This window comes from Clostridium sp. UBA4548, from assembly GCF_002387895.1.
GTDB lineage: Bacteria > Bacillota > Clostridia > Clostridiales > Clostridiaceae > Clostridium_J.
Genome location: NZ_DGLI01000002.1, coordinates 94,455 through 115,898, shown reverse-complemented (window position 1 = coordinate 115,898; position 21,444 = coordinate 94,455). Strand labels below are relative to the sequence as shown.

At 31.1% G+C, this 21,444-nt stretch carries 15 protein-coding genes and 2 pseudogenes; 16 read left to right on the top strand and 1 reads right to left on the bottom strand.

What is annotated here, in order from left to right; translation table 11 throughout:
- Positions 1-48: 48 nt before the first annotated feature.
- The 15 genes and pseudogenes from B3040_RS01730 (at position 49) to wecB (B3040_RS01655) (ending at position 15,508) form a co-directional block, all read left to right on the top strand.
- Complete coding sequence (locus B3040_RS01730; protein ID WP_291569577.1) at positions 49-828, top strand: methionyl-tRNA formyltransferase; 780 nt, start codon at positions 49-51, stop codon at positions 826-828.
- Positions 825-1,679 carry a polysaccharide deacetylase family protein gene (locus tag B3040_RS01725; protein ID WP_291569576.1) on the top strand — a complete coding sequence of 285 codons (855 nt, stop codon included), beginning with the start codon at positions 825-827 and terminating at the stop codon, positions 1,677-1,679. The genes B3040_RS01730 and B3040_RS01725 overlap by 4 nt, the downstream gene beginning before the upstream one ends.
- Positions 1,676-2,614, top strand: coding sequence for an NAD-dependent epimerase/dehydratase family protein (locus B3040_RS01720; protein ID WP_291569575.1), 939 nt, complete (start codon positions 1,676-1,678; stop codon positions 2,612-2,614). Before B3040_RS01725 ends, B3040_RS01720 begins: the two co-directional genes overlap by 4 nt.
- 24 nt (positions 2,615-2,638) lie before the next feature.
- Positions 2,639-3,874: a glycosyltransferase family 4 protein gene (locus B3040_RS01715; RefSeq protein ID WP_291569574.1), complete on the top strand. Its 1,236-nt coding sequence runs from the start codon at positions 2,639-2,641 to the stop codon at positions 3,872-3,874.
- A 2-nt stretch (positions 3,875-3,876) separates the two neighbouring features.
- Positions 3,877-4,918 (top strand): annotated as a pseudogene (locus B3040_RS01710) (polysaccharide biosynthesis protein).
- Between the two features lie 25 nt (positions 4,919-4,943).
- The gene (locus B3040_RS01705; protein WP_291569573.1) at positions 4,944-6,116 is read left to right on the top strand and encodes an NAD-dependent epimerase/dehydratase family protein; all 1,173 of its coding nucleotides are present in this window, start codon (positions 4,944-4,946) and stop codon (positions 6,114-6,116) included.
- Between the two features lie 2 nt (positions 6,117-6,118).
- Positions 6,119-7,243, top strand: a complete 1,125-nt coding sequence (gene wecB / locus B3040_RS01700) for a non-hydrolyzing UDP-N-acetylglucosamine 2-epimerase (RefSeq protein WP_291569572.1) — start codon at positions 6,119-6,121, stop codon at positions 7,241-7,243.
- Between the two features lies 1 nt (position 7,244).
- Positions 7,245-8,324, top strand: a complete 1,080-nt coding sequence (locus B3040_RS01695) for a capsular biosynthesis protein (RefSeq protein WP_291569570.1) — start codon at positions 7,245-7,247, stop codon at positions 8,322-8,324.
- A gap of 27 nt (positions 8,325-8,351) precedes the next feature.
- Positions 8,352-9,542, top strand: a complete 1,191-nt coding sequence (locus B3040_RS01690) for a glycosyltransferase family 4 protein (protein ID WP_291569568.1) — start codon at positions 8,352-8,354, stop codon at positions 9,540-9,542.
- Positions 9,529-10,788, top strand: a complete 1,260-nt coding sequence (locus tag B3040_RS01685) for a hypothetical protein (protein ID WP_291569567.1) — start codon at positions 9,529-9,531, stop codon at positions 10,786-10,788. The genes B3040_RS01690 and B3040_RS01685 overlap by 14 nt, the downstream gene beginning before the upstream one ends.
- A gap of 304 nt (positions 10,789-11,092) precedes the next feature.
- On the top strand, positions 11,093-12,325 hold the full coding sequence (locus tag B3040_RS01680) for a lipopolysaccharide biosynthesis protein (RefSeq protein ID WP_291569566.1): 1,233 nt from the start codon (positions 11,093-11,095) through the stop codon (positions 12,323-12,325).
- Positions 12,318-13,544 carry a nucleotide sugar dehydrogenase gene (locus B3040_RS01675; protein WP_291569565.1) on the top strand — a complete coding sequence of 409 codons (1,227 nt, stop codon included), beginning with the start codon at positions 12,318-12,320 and terminating at the stop codon, positions 13,542-13,544. The genes B3040_RS01680 and B3040_RS01675 overlap by 8 nt, the downstream gene beginning before the upstream one ends.
- 28 nt (positions 13,545-13,572) lie before the next feature.
- Positions 13,573-13,695 (top strand): annotated as a pseudogene (locus B3040_RS01670) (UDP-N-acetylglucosamine 2-epimerase (non-hydrolyzing)); the annotation flags it as partial.
- A 112-nt stretch (positions 13,696-13,807) separates the two neighbouring features.
- Positions 13,808-14,239, top strand: a complete 432-nt coding sequence (locus B3040_RS01660) for a transposase (protein ID WP_349679156.1) — start codon at positions 13,808-13,810, stop codon at positions 14,237-14,239.
- Between the two features lie 165 nt (positions 14,240-14,404).
- Complete coding sequence (gene wecB / locus B3040_RS01655) at positions 14,405-15,508, top strand: non-hydrolyzing UDP-N-acetylglucosamine 2-epimerase (protein ID WP_291569564.1); 1,104 nt, start codon at positions 14,405-14,407, stop codon at positions 15,506-15,508.
- A 33-nt stretch (positions 15,509-15,541) separates the two neighbouring features.
- On the opposite strand, the gene B3040_RS01650 is transcribed toward wecB (B3040_RS01655), so the two are convergent.
- Positions 15,542-16,471 carry a LicD family protein gene (locus tag B3040_RS01650; RefSeq protein ID WP_291569563.1) on the bottom strand — a complete coding sequence of 310 codons (930 nt, stop codon included), beginning with the start codon at positions 16,469-16,471 and terminating at the stop codon, positions 15,542-15,544.
- A 325-nt stretch (positions 16,472-16,796) separates the two neighbouring features.
- On the opposite strand from B3040_RS01650, the gene B3040_RS01645 reads away from it, so the two are divergent.
- Positions 16,797-21,338, top strand: coding sequence for a CehA/McbA family metallohydrolase (locus tag B3040_RS01645; protein ID WP_291569561.1), 4,542 nt, complete (start codon positions 16,797-16,799; stop codon positions 21,336-21,338).
- Positions 21,339-21,444 lie beyond the last annotated feature (106 nt).

Here is a 21,444-nt window from a genome sequence, read left to right as displayed (position 1 = left end):
CGTGTTTCGATGTGAGTACCGAATGAGGAAGGGATTAGAGGTGATTAAGTGTTAAAAGTAATAATAATGACTCAGCAAGATAGATTTTACATACCAAAGAATATACAGAAAATAATTGATAACTCAGAAGTACTTGAAATAGTAAATGTTGAATGTAAAAGTTCACTTCAAAATAAACTATCAGACTTTATAAAATGGTTTGGTATCTTTCAAGTAGGAAAGATGGGTATAGCTACAGTTCTACGTTCATTAGCTGGTAAGCTAGACAAGCTATTTGGCTATAAATTATATCATGGTTTATGTGGAGTAGAGCATGTAGCTAAAAAGAACAATATACCATATAAAGTTATTAACAATTCAAATAGTGAAGATTTTTATAATGAGGTAAAAACGTTAAAACCAGACGTAATTCTTTCTTTTTCAGCTCCTCAAGTTATCAAAGAGCCATTACTTTCATGTCCAAAGTATGGCATTTTAAATGTTCATGGTAGTTTGCTACCAGATTATAGAGGGTGTATGCCAAGTTTTTGGTACATATTTAATGAAGAAGAATATGGTGGAGCTACGGTTCACTACATGTCTGCAAAGATTGATGATGGAGATATAGTTGCTCAAGATAAAGTTTATATTGGTGATTGTAAATCAATGTTTGAACTTATGGAAAGAACTAAAAGAGTTGGTGGTGAGATGATGGTTAAGGCTATCAAAGCTATGGAAACTGATAGTTTAGAGAGAAGACCTAACATTGCATCTGAAGGTAGATATTTCACATGGCCTACAGCAGATCAAGGTAAGGAATTTAGAGCTAAAAGGAAGCGTTTAATATGAGAAAGTATTTTTTTACACTGGATCTTGAAGAGTGGTATCACCTTGAATACCTAAAAGAATATAAAGATATAATTGCCTCAAAACAAAGATTTGCACCTCAGGTTATACCGTTTCTAAAGAAGATGGCAGATGAGGGAGTTTATATAACAGTTTTTGTACTTGAAGAAGTAGCTAAAGATCATCCAGTGGTAGTTAGAGAAATAGCCCAAATGGGTCATGAGATAGCATGCCATGGAAAGCATCATGAATTAGTTTATGAGGTTTCAACAGAAGAGTTTAGAAAAAGAATCGGAGAGTCAAAGCAAACTCTTGAAGAAATTACAGGAGAACCTGTTAAGGGGTATAGAGCACCTTGTTTTTCAATGGAGAATGAAAAACTTGATGTGTTATGGGACTTAGGTTTTAACTATGATGCAAGTCTTATAAGATTCAAAGAGCATAAGCTTTACAATGTAATGGACATGTCATCATTTAAAAACGTTGAAAGCATGGTTTATAAAAAAGAAGATAAGTATGAGTTTGAAACTCCTACATTAGATATAATGGGTAAATCTATTCCAATCTCAGGTGGTGGATACTTTAGATTATTTCCACTATGGCTTATGAAGTACTTTATGAAAAAGCACTGGGAGAAGGAAGATAACTTCATATTCTATATACATCCTTTTGAAGTGGTTGGTGAAACTCTTGAGAACGGGAAGAAAATGGGTAAGAAAAATTACTTTAGATTCCAAGTTGGAAGACCTACATTACAGAAAAAGTTGATTAAGTATATAAAATGGCTTAAGAAGCAGGATGTAGAGTTTGTGAAGTTTGAGAATTATATAGATAGAGAAGGTATGGCGATATGAAGAAAGTATTGATTACCGGAGCAAATGGCATGATAGGAATTGCTATAGTAAATGAGTTTATTGATAAGTATGAATTGGTTTTAGTTGATCCTTATACAGATAAAATTGATAAATTTAAGAATAAAGCAACTGTTTTAAAGAACAACTTAAATAACATCACAGAATGGGAAAACAACCTTAATGGTGTTAATACTGTAGTGCATTTAGCAGCAGCAGTTCATTGGAAGCCTAAAAACAAAGAAGAAGAGCAGCAATTCATAGATACTAATGCTAAAGGTACAAAAAAATTATATGAAGCATGTACAAAACATGGAGTTGAGAGATTTTTGTTCTTTAGTACTAATGATGTTTATGAAGCTTCAGATAAATTAATAACGGAAGATACACCAGTAAATCCACAAAGTATTTATGGTAAGAGTAAGCTTTTAGCTGAACAGTATCTATTAGAGGATTCAAAGAAAAGTAATACAGCAGTATGCATATTTAGACCAGCATCAGTTTATGGAGAAAATGATAAAGGTAGTATGAAGTCCTTAATAGGTCTATGCAAAAAAGGTATAGTTCCTATGATTGGTAATGGAGCTAACAAAAAAGCTTTACTTTACACAAAAGATATTGTACAAGCAGTTAAAAGATATGTAGATTGTAAAAATAATCTTCATGGTGAAGTGTTTAATATTTCATCAGGGGATTTTGGATATAAAGAAATGATAGATGCTATTTGTAGCATTTTTGAAATTAAACCATTCAGATTATATATTCCAGGATGGTTTTGTAAAAATATCGCATCAAAACTTGGTCCAATTAAGAAACTTGCAGTGGCAGGTGAAACAAAGATAGTTTCTAATGAGAAGGCAGAGAAACTGCTTAGGTATAAGAAAAAGTATTCTTTGGTTGAGGGGCTTGGGGATGCGAAGGGAGATTATTCAAGATAAATATTAAAACGGGAGAAAACGTTGATGAAGCAAAAAAAAGACATACTATTTCTTTGCCAATTTTTTTATCCAGAGTATGTATCATCTGCTACGTTACCTACAGATACGGCTGTTGCTTTAACAAAAGCAGGTTTTTCAGTAGGTGCTTTATGTGGGTATCCTAAGGAATATAATTTAGCAGATGAAGTACCGTTAAAAGAAGTATATGAAGATATTGAAATAAAAAGATTAAAATATAGCCAAAAAAAAAGAAGTAACACAATAGGTAGGCTAATAAATTACTTTTCATTTACCATGAAGGTAGCAATGAATTTTGGTGAATTCAAGAAGTATAAATCAGTAATAGTATATTCTAATCCACCTATACTTCCAGTAATACCGGCATTGGCTAATAAATTCTTTAGAACAAAAGTAGTATTTGTTAGTTATGATGTGTATCCAGAAATGGCTCATATTACTAAAAGTATTTCAGAGAATGGAATGATAAGCAAAGTAATGAAGTGTGCCAATAAGATAATTTTTAAAAGATTAAAAAAGGTTATAGCATTATCAAGTGAAATGAAAACTTATTTATTAAATTGTAGATCAACTTTAAGTAATGAGCAAATAGAAGTAATACCAAACTGGTTTGAGGATAAAATTAAGCAAAATAAAAGAGATGATATTCAAAATGCTACTTTAAAGAGCATAAAGGGAGAAGGAAACTTGGTGGTAGCTTATTTTGGGAACATGGGTATATGCCAAGATATGGACACTATTGTAAATGCTATAAGGCAATTAAAAGATAACAATAAAATAAAATTTATGTTTGCAGGTCACGGTAACAAAATGGGTAAGCTTAAAGAAATTATTAAAGAAGAAAAATTAGATAATGTTACGATATATGATTTTTTACACGGACAAGATTTTGAAGATGCATTAAATATAAGTGATTGTTTTTTTGTAAGTTTAACTGATGGGTTAACAGGATTATGTGTACCGAGTAAAACTTATAGTTATATGATGGCTGGTAAACCTATTATTGCAATAATGGGCAAGAATTCAGATATAGTTAGAGATTTAGAGCAACACAACTGTGGATATGCAATGGAAGTTGGGGAACATGGAAAGCTAGTAAATGCTATTGAAGAATTACATATCAATAATGATAATAGAAAACTTATGGGGGAAAATTGCAGAAAGATATTCCTTGAAAAGTACACAAAAGAAAAGTGTACTCAGCAATATGTAGATATGATGAAAAATATATTAGAGGAGTAAATATGTTTAAGGATAAAACCTTACTAATTACTGGAGGTACTGGTTCCTTTGGTAATGCAGTACTAAAAAGATTTCTAAATACAGATATTAAAGAAATTCGTATTTTCTCAAGAGATGAGAAAAAGCAAGACGATATAAGAAAACTATATAAAAACGATAAGATTAAGTTTTATATAGGTGATGTTAGGTATTTAGCTAATATTAAGAATGCTATGCATGGGATAGACTATGTTTTTCATGCAGTAGCTCTTAAACAAGTTCCATCATGTGAATTCTTCCCAATAGAAGCTGTTAAGATAAATATAATTGGAACAGATAACGTGTTAACAGCTGCTATAGATTATGGAGTTAAGAAGGTAATATGCCTTTCAACAGATAAAGCTGCTTATCCTATTAATGCTATGGGGATTTCAAAAGCAATGATGGAAAAGGTATTTGTAGCAAAATCAAATACAGTATCACCAGAAAAAACAACTATATATGGTACTAGATACGGTAATGCTATGGCTTCAAGAGGTTCTGTTATTCCATTATTCGTAGAGTGAATAAAAAACGGACAACCACTAACAGTAACAAATCCATAAATGACAAGGTTCTTGATGAGTCTTGATGAAGCAGTAGAGCTTGTGGTGTTTGCATTCAAAAATGCTGAAACTGGAGATATAATGGTCCAAAAGTCACCAGCAAGTACAATAAGAGATTTAGCTCAAGCTATGGAAGAATTATTTGATGCGGATAATGAAATTAAAATAATAGGTACTCGTCATGGAGAAAAGTTATATGAAACACTTCTAACTAAAGAAGAATATATGCAAGCTGTAGATATGGGGGGGCTTCAGAGTGTCAGCTGATAAGAGAGACTTAAACTATGATAAGTACTTTGTGGAAGGTAACGAAAAGCTATCTACAGAAGATGAGTACAACTCTCATAACACTGAGATTTTAAGTGTAGAGCAAATTAAAGAAAAATTATTACAACTTCATTATATAAGAGAAGAACTTGAAATGTGGTATGTAGTTAGAGAAGCCGCATTAACTAAATAGTAACTGTAAGAGAGGAATTATAAAAATGAAAAAGGTATTGATTACAGGAGCAAAGGGGTTTATAGGCAAAAACTTAGTAGCTACATTAAAATTAAATAAAGATATAGATGTTAAAACTTTTGATGTAGAAGATAATGATGAAACATTGGAGAATTACTTAAAAGAAGTAGATTTTATATTTCATTTAGCTGGAATAAATAGACCTAAAAGTGATGAAGAATTTACAGTTGGTAATGTTGGATTAACACAAAAAGTTATTAATAAATTAGAAGAGTTAAATAAAAACACACCAATATTAATTACATCATCTATACAAGCCGAGTTAAATAATGCTTACGGAATAAGTAAAAAACAAGCTGAAGAAAGTCTTATTGAATATAGTAAGAGAAATTCAGCTAAAACATATATCTTTAGATTACCAAATGTGTTTGGCAAATGGTGTAGACCTAATTATAACTCAGTAGTAACAACATTTTGCAATAACATAGCTAACGACCTTGAAATAACTATAAATGATGAAAATAAAGAATTAGAATTAGTATACATTGAGGATGTTGTTAAAGAATTTATTTCTACTATGGAAGCTTATGTAGAAGAAAATGAACAATTAGAAGAATCCTTAGAAGAAATTGTTGCAGCAAAGAAATTAGATATATTAAATCAATTTTATCATAAAGTACCAGTAAGTTTCAAAGTTACATTAGGAGAGATTGCAAGAAAACTTTGTGAATTTAAAGAAAGTAGAAAGAACTTAGTGGTTCCTAATTTAGAAGATGAGTTTACTAAAAATATATATAGTACTTATTTAAGTTATCTTCCAGTTGATAAGTTTAGTTATCCTTTAAAAATGAATGTTGATAATAGAGGTTCTTTTACTGAATTTATAAAGAGTTCAGACAGAGGACAAGTTTCTATAAATATATCTAAGCCTGGAATAACAAAAGGTAACCACTGGCACCATACAAAGAATGAAAAGTTCTTAGTTGTAAGTGGTAATGGAATTATTCAATTTAGAAGAATAGATAGTGAAGAGGTTATTGAGTATAAAGTAAGTGGAGAAAAGCTTGAAGTTGTAGACATTCCAGTTGGATATACTCATAACATTATAAATACTGGAGATTCAGATATGGTAACTGTTATGTGGGTTAATGAAATATTTAATCCGGAAAAACCAGATACTTATTTCGTGGAGGTATAGAAATGAAGAAACTAAAGGTAATGACAGTAGTGGGCACAAGACCAGAGATTATAAGATTAGCTGCTGTTATAAATAAATTAGAAGAGTCAGAAGCAATAGAACACATATTAGTTCATACAGGTCAAAATTATGATTATGAACTAAATGAAGTGTTTTTCAATGATTTTAAATTGAAGAAGCCAGATTATTTCCTAAATGCAGCTACTGGAACAGCAGTAGAAACCATAGGAAATATACTTGTTAAAATAGATCCTATAATGGAAGAAGTGGAACCAGATGCATTCTTAGTGCTTGGAGATACAAATAGCTGTTTAACGGCTATAGGAGCAAAAAGAAGGCATATCCCAATATTCCACATGGAGGCAGGAAATAGGTGTTTTGATGCAAGGGTTCCTGAAGAAACTAATAGAAAGATAGTAGACCATACTTCAGATATAAATTTAACTTACAGCGACATAGCAAGAGAATATTTACTTAGAGAAGGTTTTCCATCTGACAGAATAATAAAGACAGGAAGTCCTATGTTTGAAGTAATTAACTCAAGAAAAGAAGATATAGAAAAGTCAGATGTATTAGAAAGATTAAATTTGGAAGAAGGACAATACTTTGTAGTATCAGCTCATAGAGAAGAAAATATAAGTTCAGAAGAAAACTTCATGAACTTGGTTGAAACCTTAAATGCAGTAGCTGAAAAATACAATATGCCTATAATTGTAAGCACTCATCCAAGAACAAGAAAAATGATAAATGCAAAAGAAATAGAGTTTAATCCTTTAATATTACTTATGAAACCACTTGGGTTTAATGATTACGTAAAACTTCAAATTAAGTCAAAGGCAACATTAAGTGATAGTGGAACTATAAGTGAAGAATCATCAATTCTTAAATTTAAAGCGCTTAATTTAAGACAAGCTCATGAAAGACCAGAGGCAATGGAAGAAGCTTCAGTTATGATGGTAGGGCTAGAGAAAGAAAGAATATTACAGGGGTTAGAGGTGCTTGAAGCACAGGAAGTTAATACACTAAGACACGTTGTAGATTATAGTATGCCAAATGTATCTGATAAGGTGTTAAGGATAATATTATCTTATACGGATTATGTAAATAGAGTGGTTTGGGGGAAATAGAATGAATAAAAAATTTTGTTTTATATCCTTGGTAAACTTATATTTATGTCCATATATATCAAAATACATTTCGTTGTTAGAATGTGATTATGATGTGATATATTGGGACAGACATGAAATAGAAGAGAATATCGGTGAAAAACAAATGTATGCCTTTCGCAATAAAATGGATGAAGGGTCAGGAAAATTAAGTAAGCTACAGGGGTATTTAAAGTTTAGAAAATATGCTTTAGATAAAATTAGGGAAAATAATTACAGCGGTGTGATTTTATTGCAAACGAGTGCTGGCATACTTTTAAATTCCTTTTTAAAAAAGAACTACAAAGGCAAATATATTGTTGATATAAGAGACTATACTATGGAGAATAATCCTGTATTTTTTGCAGTTGAAAAAGGACTAGTTAAAAATTCGGCACTTACAGTTATATCATCTCGAGGTTATGAAAGTTTTTTACCTCAATATCATTATACATTAGTGCATAATGATTGTGAAATAGATGAAGCAATCATTAAAAAATTTGAGAATAGAAAACGTAATAAGGATAAAATTGTTATATCATATATTGGGTTAATAAGATTCCATGAACAAAATAAAAAGGTAATTCTAAAGTTTAAAAATGATAGTAGATTTTTATTGAGGTTTATTGGAAAGGGTGCATTTGCATTAAAAGAATTTTGTGAAAAAAATAGTATTAATAATGTTGAATTAATAGATAGATTTCCACCAGAGAAAACACTAGATTATTATTATGACACTGATATTATTTATAATCTTTATGGGAATAATACACCTTTGCTAGACTATGCCCTTTCAAATAAGTTATATTATGCAGCTAAATTTAAAATGCCAATTTTGGTATGTGCTAATACTTATATGGAAGAAGTAAGTGGCAAATATGGATTTGGGTATTCGTTTAACATTAATAATCCAAAAGAATGTGACAACTTATTTGATTATTTTGAAAGTATAAATTGGCAAAGGTTTAATTACAAATGTGATCAATTTGTTAGTGAAGTTAATAAAAATAACAAATCATTTAATGATGTTGTAAAAGCTTTTGTTAATAAAGTAGATATATAAAAATATTATGAGAAAGGTATATGATTTATGAATATTGTGCATATAGAAGATTTTTTTCACCCTGATGCTGGTTATCAAATAAATATTTTACCAAAATATATGGCTAAACAAGGACATAAGGTAACGATTGTTACATCTGAAATGCAAAAGGTTCCAAATAACTTAACAGCTTTTTTTGGTAAAGAGGATGTTGAAGAGAGAGATTTAGAATATTATAAAATGGCTGATGTAAATATCATAAGAGTAAAAATAAAAGGTTTTATAAGTGGGAGAGCTGTATTCTCAAGAGAAATGTTTAAAGTTATAGATAAATTAAAACCTGATATTTTATATATACATGGTAATGATACATTAACTGCAATGAGATATTTAATAAGACTAAAAAAAATTAAGTGCCCAATTGTTCTGGATAGCCATATGCTTGAAATGGCCTCTATTAATAAATTCAATAAAATATTTAGAAGTATTTATAGAAAGGTTTTTACTCCAATAATAATAAAAAATAAAATACCTGTTATAAGAACTCAAAATGACCCTTATGTTGAGAAATGTTTAGGAATACCACTTAAGCAATGTCCTTGGATTTCAGTAGGCTCTGATATGCTTCTATTTCATCCAGACAAAGTAGTAAGAACTGAATTTAGAAGAATCAATAATATTAATGAGGAGGACTTTGTAATTGTATATACTGGAAAGTTAGATGAGGCCAAGGGTGGTATGCTTTTAGCAAAGGCATTTCAAAAAAAGTATGAAGTAGATAGAAATATTGTTTTATTAGTGGTAGGAAATACAAACGGTGAATACGGTAAAAAAATAGATGAAGTATTTGCAAAATCTGAAAACAGGATAATCCGTTTTCCTACTCAAAAGTATATAAATTTAGCTAAATTTTATCAATCATCTGATTTGTCAGTTTTTCCAAGGCAATGTAGTTTAAGTTTTTATGATGCTCAAGCTTGTGGCTTACCTGTTGTGTCAGAAAACAATAATATTAATATTGATAGACTACAGTTTAACAATGGATATAATTTTAAGGCTGAAGATGTAGATGATTTAAGAGATAAAATAATGAAATGTATAAATATCGGGTATGGCCAATATAAAGAAATAAAACATAATGCTTATGAATTTGTGAAAAGTAACTATAATTATGAGGAAATTTCTAATGAATATACAAAGATACTTTTAGATGAGGTGCAGAGATTTGAAAGAGAATAATAAATATACAAATACTCAAATGTTTATTTATTTAATTATTTACAAGACTGTAATTGAGTTCATGTATATATATGCTATTGCACCTATTTATAATTATAGTGGGCTTACTTTAAATATTAATAAAATAGCATATGTAGTGTCAGTTATTTTTCTTCTCCTAATTGTTATATTTTCTCCTAAAAATAAGACAAGACCATCGACATATTTATATTTTATAATGGAAATATTTTTGATTGTTCCAACACTGGCCTATTATTGGTTGAATAATCAAAGTGTTGTTTATACTTTTTTTGTGGTATTTTCATCAATAATAATTTCGCATGTATTAAAAATTAAGCCTGTGAATTTCAATATAAAAAGCAGAACAGCTAACATTTGGGTAAGTATGTTTTTTGTATTTTATGTAATAACTACGGTATATTTAATTATTAAAAGAGGAGGAATTGATGCAAGAGCGCTAAATTTTGATTTAATATATGATATGCGAGCTGAAAATGAATTAAATGGAATTTGGGGGTATTTAATGAATTGGAGTACTAAAGCTCTTTGTCCGTTCTTTTTTGCATATTTTTATTTGAGAAAAAAATATTTATTTATAATACCTATTTTAGCGCTACAACTAATGATGTATTTAAGCTTTGGAAATAAAGCCTTTTTATTTTCGATAGGAGTAATAATAATGAGTGTCATTATTACTAAAAGAAATAAATTTGTAAGAGAAATGGTATTTGCAATTTCAGGATTAAATATAATTGCATATGTTTTGGATTTTTATGGAATTTCAGATGTGTTAAGAAGATCAATTCCATATAGACTTACTTTTATTCCAGCACAGATACAGTTTCAATATTATGAGTTTTTTAGAACAAGTAAAAAAATGCATTTTGCAGATGGTGCAATTGGTAAAATATTAAATATAGATAGTCCGTTTCAGCAAAAAGTTTCATTTATTATTGGTAGTTATTTTTCGCATAATGGACTAGGTACTAATGCAAACACGGGGATGTTAGCTGATGCCTATGCAAATGGTGGAGTAATTTTGATGATATTTATAGCAATATTTTTTGGTATTATACTAAATATTATTGATTCAGCTACAAATAAGTTACCTGTATATGTCGTAGTGGGTTCTTTTAGCTATATAATGTTTGTATTGAATGATACAGCTTTATTAACTACTTTATTAACTGGCGGAATGGGATTGATGATATTATTATTATTATTATTCAATTCTAGTATTGAATAAACTTGTATAACACTTTAAAAGTAAATATATGAATGTGTTCAAAATGAAACATAAATCCTCACTTTGTTTAATTTATAGAGTGTAATTCGTTTTTCTGGTATGCAATTTATGTAATAAAGGGCTATCATTATTGTATCTTTAAAATAAAAATAATTTTATTAGGTTCAAAATTATTATTTTAAGAGTATTAAAATAATTTACCTATAAAGCAATATAGAGGGTTAATTAAATAATGTTAACGGGTTGAAAAAATAATGAATATTAAAAATAAATGATAATAATAGTTATAAATGAGGGTAGATGGATGAAACACATTAGTATAAATAACAAAAAAGGTATATTAAAAGATTTCATATTAAATATTTTAGCTTCTTTAGTATTTACCTTTGCAACTCAAATTATAGCATATCCTTATTTGAGTAGAATGATGTCAAATAAGGAATATGGGTTATTACTAACGGTTATGGGAATTGTTAATTCTATAGGGGTTTCATTAGGTAATCCACTTAATAATACACGTATTTTATTACAACCACAATATGAGAAAAAAGGTTTAAGTGGTGATTACAATATAATATTTATTGCTTGCATATTATTAGATATTGTTGTTGTATTTATATTGTCTTCAATAGTTCTGAATAAAGAGTGGTTATCAATTATTGGGTGTATAGCAATTTCTGTATTAGTTTTGTTCCGTGCATATTATTCGGCTAGTTATAGAATAACAATTAATTATAGAAAAAACCTTTATTTAAGTATATTTGGTTTTTTGGGTTACATTTTTGGAATTGGAATTACATATAAGACAGGCTTGTGGATAGCTACTTTTTTATTTGGTGAATTATTGTCATGTATATATATTTTTTTTACAGCTACTATTATACATGATAGATTCCAAATTACAGAACTATTTAATACAAGTCTTAAAAAGTATTTGCTTATTATGACAGCTGCAATTCTTTCAACAATGATGACATATATGGATCGATTTTTTATTTATCCTATACTAGGAGCCGAACAAGTAGCTATATATAATGTAGCTTCATTTTTAGGAAAAACAGCAGGGATTGTAATGAACCCTATTGCAGGTGTTTTACTAACTTATTATGCAAAAGAAGAAGAAATGACTATATCTCAATTTTATAAGCGTACGGGGATATTTGTTGGTTTCTGTATATTATTTTATTTTGGTATACTTTTGTTTGGTATTCCAATTACTAGAATTCTATATCCAACGATTGCGAATAGTACCAAACGTTTTTTTGCAATATCAAATTTAGCAACTACTGTGTTTATATTAGGAAATATAATACAACCAACTTTGTTGAGATTTTGCAGTGCAAAATGGCAGCCTATTATCCAAGGAGTATATTTTATTATATATATATTATTGGGTATTTTGGGGATGAAAAGTTACGGACTCGTAGGATTTTGTTATTCGGTTCTAATAGCTAATACTGTAAAAATTATCATGATGATATCTATTACAACATGGACTCTTTATAATAATAAGAAAGGTGGAAATAAAAATGAATAAAGTTAATGTTATTGGATTAGGATACATAGGTTTACCAACAGCTTTAATGTTTGCGTCTCATGGTGTAGAAGTTGTTGGAACAGATTATAATAAGGAACTTGTAAACACTCTTCAATCAGGGAGAACTACTTTTGAAGAAGAGGGATTAGATGATTTATTTAAAGAAGCAGTAGCAAAAGGGATTCAATTTTCAACTGAATATATGAGTACAGATATATATATAGTAGCAGTACCAACACCTTATGATAAATTTAGTAAAAAAATAGATGCTTGTTACGTTATAAAAGCAGTAGAAAATGTTATGGAGGTTTGCCCTAAAGGTGCAACGGTTGTAATTGAATCGACGATTTCTCCAGGAACTATTGATAAATTTGTAAGACCTATAATTGAAGCTAAAGGGTTTATCATAGGAGAAGATATAAATTTAGTGCATGCTCCAGAAAGAATTATACCTGGTAATATGGTTTATGAATTAAAGCATAATTCACGTACTATAGGTGCTGATAATAGAGAAATTGGTGAAAAAGTAAAATCTCTATACTCATCATTCTGCCAAGGTGAAATTGTGGTTACAGATATACGTACAGCAGAGATGACAAAGGTTGTAGAGAATACTTTTAGAGATATTAATATTGCTTTTGCAAATGAACTGACAAAGATATGCCGTATAGGTGGAATGGATGTTTATGAAATAATAAAAATAGCAAACATGCATCCACGTGTTAATATATTACAACCAGGACCAGGGGTAGGTGGACACTGTATTTCTGTAGACCCATGGTTCCTAGTAGGTGACTATCCAGGACTTGCAAATATAATACTAGCAGCAAGAAAAATTAATGATTCTATGCCAGAGTTTGTACTTGAAAGAGTTCATGAAATAATGAAAGAAAAAGGAATGACCGACATATCAAGAGTAGGTCTTTATGGTTTAACATACAAAGAAAATGTAGATGATGTAAGAGAAAGTCCATCATTACAATTACTTGAAGCTATGGAGAAACATTTAGCAGAGCCTCTTAAAACTTATGATCCATATGTAAAGAAAGAGATTGTAAAGAATCAATATCTTGATTTAGATGAATTTTTAAATGATGTAGATATTGTAGTGATAATGGTATCTCATGATGAGATTAAGAAAAATATAGACAAATTAAAAAGTAAGATTATATTAGATACTAAAAATATTTGTAATATTGAAGGTGCATACAAGCTATAAAGGCTAAATAAGAAATGTGAGACCTTAAATGAAAAAAGTAATGCTCGTCTTTGGTACACGACCAGAGGTAATAAAAATGTGTCCTCTGGTAAAAAAACTGAAGACACGAAAAAATATTAAAACTATAGTTTGTGTTACTGGACAGCATCGTTAAATGCTTGATCAAGTACTTGAAGCTTTTGATGTTGATGTTAGTATAATTTTGTAGACACAGAAATCCGAACAACTTAAAATAAAGTTAAGAGGAAGGAAGTGCCTACAAAATGACAAAGAAGATAACAAGATATACTGACGACTTCAAAAATACAATAGTAGCGCTTTATAACTCTGGTAAGAGTTTAGCTGAGTTAAACCGTGAATATGGCATATCAAAATCAACTATTCAAGGGTGGGTTGCAAAGGCAACGCCTGTGGCTATAGAAAAGGTTATGAACTGTACTGGTGTTGAAGCCTATAATTTAGGTACAGGAATAGGTTATAGTGCTTTAGATGTGGCTAATAACTTTGAAAAAGCTACAGGTAGAAAAATACCTTATGTAACAACCGACAGAAGACCGGGGGATATTGCTACTTGTTATGCAGATGCCACTAAGACTCTTAAAGAGTTAAATTGGAAGGCTGAAAGGAATCTTGAGGATATGTGTAGAGATTCTTGGAAATGGCAAGAAAGCAATCCTAACGGATATGAAGACTAATTAAGATTTATAAACAACCACAGATACATTAAGTAAGAAAAAGGTGTATAATATTAGTAGATAATGAGTTTTTTAATAGAAACTTTTATGTAAAAATATTGCTGAAGAATTTGTATAACAATTGCATTATGGCAATAAGAATACAATTTAGTTAGGAGAATAAGTATGAAGAAGATAATGGTGGTCTTTGGAACTAGACCTGAAGCAATTAAGATGTGTCCTTTAGTTAAAGAGCTAAAGAGGAGAAGTGAACTTGACACAGTAGTTTGTGTAACAGGACAACACAGACAGATGTTAGATCAAGTTTTAAATGCATTTGAAGTAGTACCAGATTATGACCTTTCTATTATGAAAGATAAACAGACTCTGTTTGACGTAACAGTGAATATTCTAGAAAAGATGAGAGCTATACTGGAGGAAGTTAAGCCAGATGTAGTTTTAGTTCATGGAGATACTTCAACAACTTTTGTTACCTCACTAGCATGTTTTTATATGCAAATTCCAGTTGGCCATGTGGAAGCAGGTCTTAGAACCTACAACATATACTCTCCATTTCCAGAAGAATTTAACAGACAGGCTACAGGGATTATATCAACTTTTAATTTTGCTCCAACTGAAGTATCCAAAGAGAACTTGTTGAAGGAAGGTAAGAAACCAGAAACTGTTTATGTTACAGGAAATACAGCCATTGATGCCTTAAAAACAACTGTAAAGGCAGATTATAATCATGAGCTCTTTGATTGGCTTGGAAATGATAGATTAATTATGCTTACAGCCCACAGAAGAGAAAATTTAGGTGAACCTTTAAGAAATATGTTTAGAGCAATTAAAAGGATTGTTGATGAGCATGAGGATATTAGAGTTATTTACCCAATTCACATGAATCCTCTAGTTAGAGAAGCCGCAGCTGAGGTTTTTGGAAATCAAGATAGAATTAATATTATTGAACCTCTTGAAGTCATTGACTTTCATAACTTCTTAAATCGTTCTTATATGATATTAACTGATAGTGGTGGAATTCAAGAGGAAGCGCCATCCCTAGGAAAACCAGTGCTGGTTATGAGAGATACAACAGAAAGACCAGAGGGGATTGCAGCAGGTACCTTAAAGTTAGTTGGTACAGAGGAAGAAACCATATATGCTACTTTTAAGGAGCTATTAAATAATAAAGAAGAGTATGAAAAGATGAGTAAGGCAAGTAATCCTTATGGGGATGGTACTGCCTGCAAACAAATTGTTGATATTCTTATCCATAAGTTATTACATTAGACATTAAATAACATATAGAAAAGGCACTACTTTTTAATGTAGTGCCTTTAACATTTTATCTAACTCATCAATTTCTTCCTTTGAAGCAATTGGCTTAACATTTTCACAATGAGAGTATCTATTGTATTCAGGGGGTGGTGTCATATAACTACTACCATATTGAGTAGTTAAAAAACTATGGCAATTATTTGGTACTAAGAATTCCCCATCTTCAAACTTCATTTTTTTTAAGGGATAAATAACTTCAGCTTTATACACCTTGTCCCAATTTAGAATATCTGTTCCATAGCCATAATTTGTTTTAGGATTGTTTTTCATTGTGGCAATTCTTTTTTCTCTTGTTTTTAAACTTAAATTATAAATTTTCTTGTGGTTCAGTATGGAAAATATAATTGTGGCTCTGCTAAGGAGTCTAATTATATTTTTAGGGAAATTACTACCTTTAAAGAAGGGTTTCTTCAAAGGGGCATTAACTAAAAAGGACTTTATGAAAAGGTGTTTATGCAACTTCTCATAGAAGTTTCTTTTAAAAAAATTATCACTATAGCTATCAAAAGGGAAAATATCGATATAAAGACCGCTAAGTTGATCCTCAGCCCCTTTTTCGATTATACGGGATTTTTTATCTATTACATTTCCCCAAGTATGCTTTGAAGTTTCAGGAGTATCATAGGATTTAAAATACAAATCCTCTGGAAGTTTATCTGAAATAATTTTAATAAACCTATCATAATGCTCTCTTGGCATAGCAATGTCTATATCATCATCCCAGGGAATAAATCCCCCGTGTCTAACTGCACCTAAAAGTGTTCCTGAGTCTAACCAGTAATCTATATTATTTTCTTTGCAAATGTAATCTACAATTTTTAGTATTCTAAGCATTATTAATTGAGATTGTCTTAAGATTGGCTCATTTATATGTGCATTCCTCTCATCAGGAAACAGCATTTCAAAATCTGTCATATTTTCACCTCATATATTTGTAGTAAATAGGATTAACCTTATAAATACATTATAGTACATAATATTCTATGTAGAAAGATTTTTAGGAAAATAAATAAATGGTAAATAAAAACTAACTGTTGTTAAAGACAATTTAAGGATAAGTAAAATATTGTTATAATATATTTAGAATATACAAAAAAGTATTAATATTCCATAAATTCTATGATAAACTTATATTGCATGGATTAAGTTTAAAATAAAACATTATAACTTAATTCATACAATGTAGAGTTTTTTACGGCGGAGCTCTGCATAAAAAATAAAAAGAAGGGGGAAAAGTTTAATGGCTATCGTTAAACAAAAAAAGGCATTAAGCTGGATTGTTGTGCTTGCAATGGTATTTTCCATGGTATTGCAACCAATATTGCCAGTTTATGCAGCTGGTGAAGAAGTTTTTTTTGAAGGCTTTAATGATTTTCCAGGAAAATCGCCTGAAGGGTGGTTGATTGAAAACTTCACTGCAAAAAGTGTGTATACTTCTTCAGGGAATTACGGTAAGGCATCTCCATCTTTAAAATTTGAGAAGACAGATTTTAAAGTTACAACAAAGGAATTTAGTTTACCAACTGGTGGTAAATTAAGTTTTTGGATGAAGGGGAATGGAACTAAACCAGATTCAACATCTAAACTTTTAGTTGAGTCATTAATAAACAGTAATTGGACTAAACTAGAAGAAATACCTGGGACAAGTGATGTAGCTACTACAAAAGAGTTTAGCTTAGCGCCAGGAACTACAAAGGTAAGATTTACTTTTACGAAAGGAACTGGTAATATAGCTTTTGATGACGTTAGGATAACTAAAACTAGTGGACAAGTACCAGGGGGAGTTCCAGTTACAGGGCTTAAGGTACAAGATAAGCTAGACTTAGAAGTTGGTACTACATCCTTATTAGGGGTTACTTATACACCAGAAAACACCACTGAAAAGGAGGTTATCTGGACAAGTGATTCACCACAGGTTGCTACTGTAGCTAATGGAACAGTTACTGCTGTTAAGGCTGGAACTGCAACAATTACTATAGCTTCAAAGGCTAATCCTAAAGTAAAAGCAACTTGTCAAGTAACAGTTAAAGAAAAAGCTGATATTCAGGGACCAGCTATTGTGGATGTGAAACCTGTTAGTGGGTCAACACAAGCGAATAGAAGACCTGAAATTTCGGCAGCCTTCCAAGATGTAACAGGAGTTGATGTTACTACTATAAAACTTATTTTTGATGAAAAGGATGTAACAAGTAGAGCGACAGTTACAGAAAGTAAGGTTTCTTATGTACCAGAAGTTGATTTACCAGAAGGAAGTCACAATGTAAAGGTTTTACTTAAGGATACAGTAGGCAATGAGACTAGTAAGCAGTGGGCCTTTAATGTTGGCAAAGTAAGTAGTGAACTTTATTTTGGGCAGCTTCATGCTCATACGGATATATCTGATGGTACTGGTACTTTAGATGAAGCTTATCAGTGGGCAAGAGATAAAGGAAATGCAGACTATATTGCCATAACAGACCATTCAAACTGGTTTGATAATGATGTTAAGGCAAATATTTTAGATGGTTCTGCAAGTACGAAATGGACAAATGCTCATGCAACTGCTGATAAGTATAATAAAGATAATGAATTTACAGCTATGTATGGCTATGAAATGACTTGGTCTGGTTCTACTGGTGGATGGGGTCATATTAATACTTTCAACACACCTGGTTTTGAAACTAGAACTAATAAGTCAATGGATCTTAAAAACTATTATAATCAATTACAAATGGCACCAGAAGGCATAAGCCAGTTAAACCACCCAGGTAAGACCTTTGGCGATTTTGGTGATTTTGGTTTCTATAGCAAGGCAACAGATCAATTAGTTTCTTTAATAGAGGTTGGTAATGGAGAAGGTCCAGTTAGAGGATCAGGGTATTTCCCAAGTTATGAGTATTATACAAGAGCTTTAGACAAAGGCTGGCACCTAGCGCCTACAAACAACCAAGATAATCATAAGCGTAATTGGATTACCTCTAATACTGCAAGAACGGTTATTGATGCACCAGCTTTAGATAGAGATTCCCTATATCAATCTATGAGAGAGATGAAGGTTTATGCAACAGAAGATAGTAACTTAAGAGTTAGCTATACTGTTAATGAAATGCCAATGGGAAGTAATATCATAGGAGCTGACAAGCTTAATTTCAAAGTTAACATTATAGACCCAGATGATGAAGATATGATTTCAAAAGTATCTATCATTGCCAATGGAGGAGCTGTAGTTGCTTCAAAGACTTTTACTGACAACGAAGTAAATTGGGATTTTCAGTTAGATAATGCTTATACCTATTATTATGTAAGAATAGATCAGAAGGATAAAGATATTGCTGTAACTGCTCCAGTATGGACTGCAGATACAGTGGCAGTAGGAATTTCCTCAGTACAGACTTCTTCTGAAGTTGCATTTCCAAATGAGGAGGTAAACTTTACTGCAACCTTATTTAATAATGATTCAAAAGCTTATAGTAATGTTAAAGTTGAGTATTTTTTAAATGATACTACTGAGAAAAATAAAATAGGAGAGCTAGTGGCGGCTTCTTTAGAGCCAACTAAGTTAGTTACTACTGTTCAATCCTATAAATTTAACAGAGTTGGAGAATACACAATTTATGCTAGGGCAACAGTTAACGTGAATGGTACAGATAAGGTTTCTACAGCAAGTGTTAAGCTGAAGGTTTTAAATAAAGAGGAGATAGTTAAAGTTGTCATTGATGGTGCACATTACAATCAATATGTAACTGGAAACTATGCAAATAAAATTGACGGTTTTAAGGATATGTTAATGAAAAATGGGGCAAGAGTTGTAATTAATGAAAAAGAAATTACAGATGAAGTTCTTGCAGATACTTCCCTATTAGTTTTAACCGATCCACAAAGTAAAGATGATTCTAAGTACAATTTAAAGGCTGCCACATACTCTGATTCAGAAATTGCTGTTATTAAGAGATTTACTGAGAAGGGTGGAAATGTAATTTTAACTACAAAGGCAGACTATGGTGATGGTACAGGAGACTTTAGCAATGGAATACAATCCAATAGAGTTCTTGAAGCAATAGGAACTAATATGAGAGTAAATGATGACCAGGTTGTAGATAATACAACTAATGAAGGACAAGCATTTAGGCTTATGTTTACTAAGTATAATAAAGATAGGTTTGGATTAACTAAGAGCATTGAAGATGGAAGTAAGTATAGTTTCTATAGTGGATCTTCAGTAGTACTTAAAGAAGGTGCCGATAATTCTAAGGTTGATTTCTTGGTGCTAAGTCATGAAACTACAGAAAGCTCTGATGCTGACAAAGCTGGGGATAATGTAGCTGTAGCAAAAGGAAAGGTTGGATTAATTGGCGCAGAACAGTTAACAAGTGGTGCAAAGATAATTGTTGCTGGTACAACCTTCTTCTCTGACTTTGAAGTAACTGGGGATGACATGTATACTAATGTACCATTAACTGAAAATGTTATTAAGTGGATGGCTCCAGCTCCACAAGCTGAACTTAAAACCATTGCTGAAGTTAGAAAAGGCACTGGTGAGGTTCCAGATTTAAAGGGAAAGAAATTTGCTATTGAAGGTATTGTAACAGCACAATCAGAAGCTGTTCAGCCTAAGAATGCATTTTTTGAAGTAATTTATGTTCAAGATACTACTGGGGGAATCACTGTGTTTGGGGTTTCTCAAACTGCAGTAAAAGTTGGTCAAAAGGTAAGAATTACTGGTTATGTGGATGATTACCAAGGTGATTATGAAATAGCTATCAATGATGAGGCTAAGGATTTAGTTGTTTTGGATGAAACCATAAAACCAATAGAACCAAAGAAACTTTCAACTAAAGAAAGTATGCTTCATGAAAATGAGGGATTACTTATAAAGGTAGAAGGTAAGGTTAGTAGAATTGAAGGCCAAAATCTTTATATTGTTGATGACTCTGGAATAGAAGCTAGAGCTTACGTTGAGGGATATATTTGGAATGGAAAAGATGAAAGTGCTAAAGGAAAGTGGGATCCATCAATTAAGGTTGGTGATACTGTTTCAGCTGTAGGTCTCGGCTCACAGGACCCAGAAGGAAATAGATTAAGAGTTAGAAATACAGATGAAATTGTTAAAGTTGCTAATGGAAGTGACAATGGAAATGGCAATAATAATGGTGGAAATGACAATGGAGGCAATGTTGAAAATCCAGTAACTAATACAACTGAAGAAGTTGTTAATGCTATTAAGGACAAGGATAAAAAAGACATCCTTGTCGATGCGTCTAAAAATACTATTGTGGAGAAAGCTGTATTTGATAACTTAAAAGGCACAGATAAGGTTGTTACCTTTAAGGTAGGAAATGTAACTTGGACCTTTAAAGGTAAGGATATTGACAAGGCAATGGATATTGATTTAGCTCTAAAAACTGTAGATGATACTTTAAAAGGAAATATTAATAAGTTAGTAGAGAAAATATTATATAAGGATGCTCCTGTGTTTATGTTATCCTTTAAATATGATGGCGAACTTCCAGGGAAAGCTGATATTAAGGTATTCATGGGCAAGGAATGGGCTAATAAAACTGTAACTTTCTTTAGGTATTTCCCAGGAAAGGGCACTTATGAGAAGGTTCAAAGTGATGTTAAGGTAGATTCAGAGGGCTATGCTGTGATAACCTTAGATCATTGCAGTGACTATTTTGCTTTAGAGCAAACTGAAGCAGTTTCAAGTATTCCACAAGCTGGGGCGCCTATTGGAGCATCAAATCTTCTTGTATTTGGTGTAGCGATATCTGCTTTAGGAGTTTTACTTCTAAGAAAAAAATAAGTCATTAATATTCAACTATATTTTGCTGAGGAATAGCTTCTTGTTTTGAGAAAAGCTCAAACTTCTCTTCAAAGGCTATAGGCAAAAGAAATAAAGTCATTTTCTA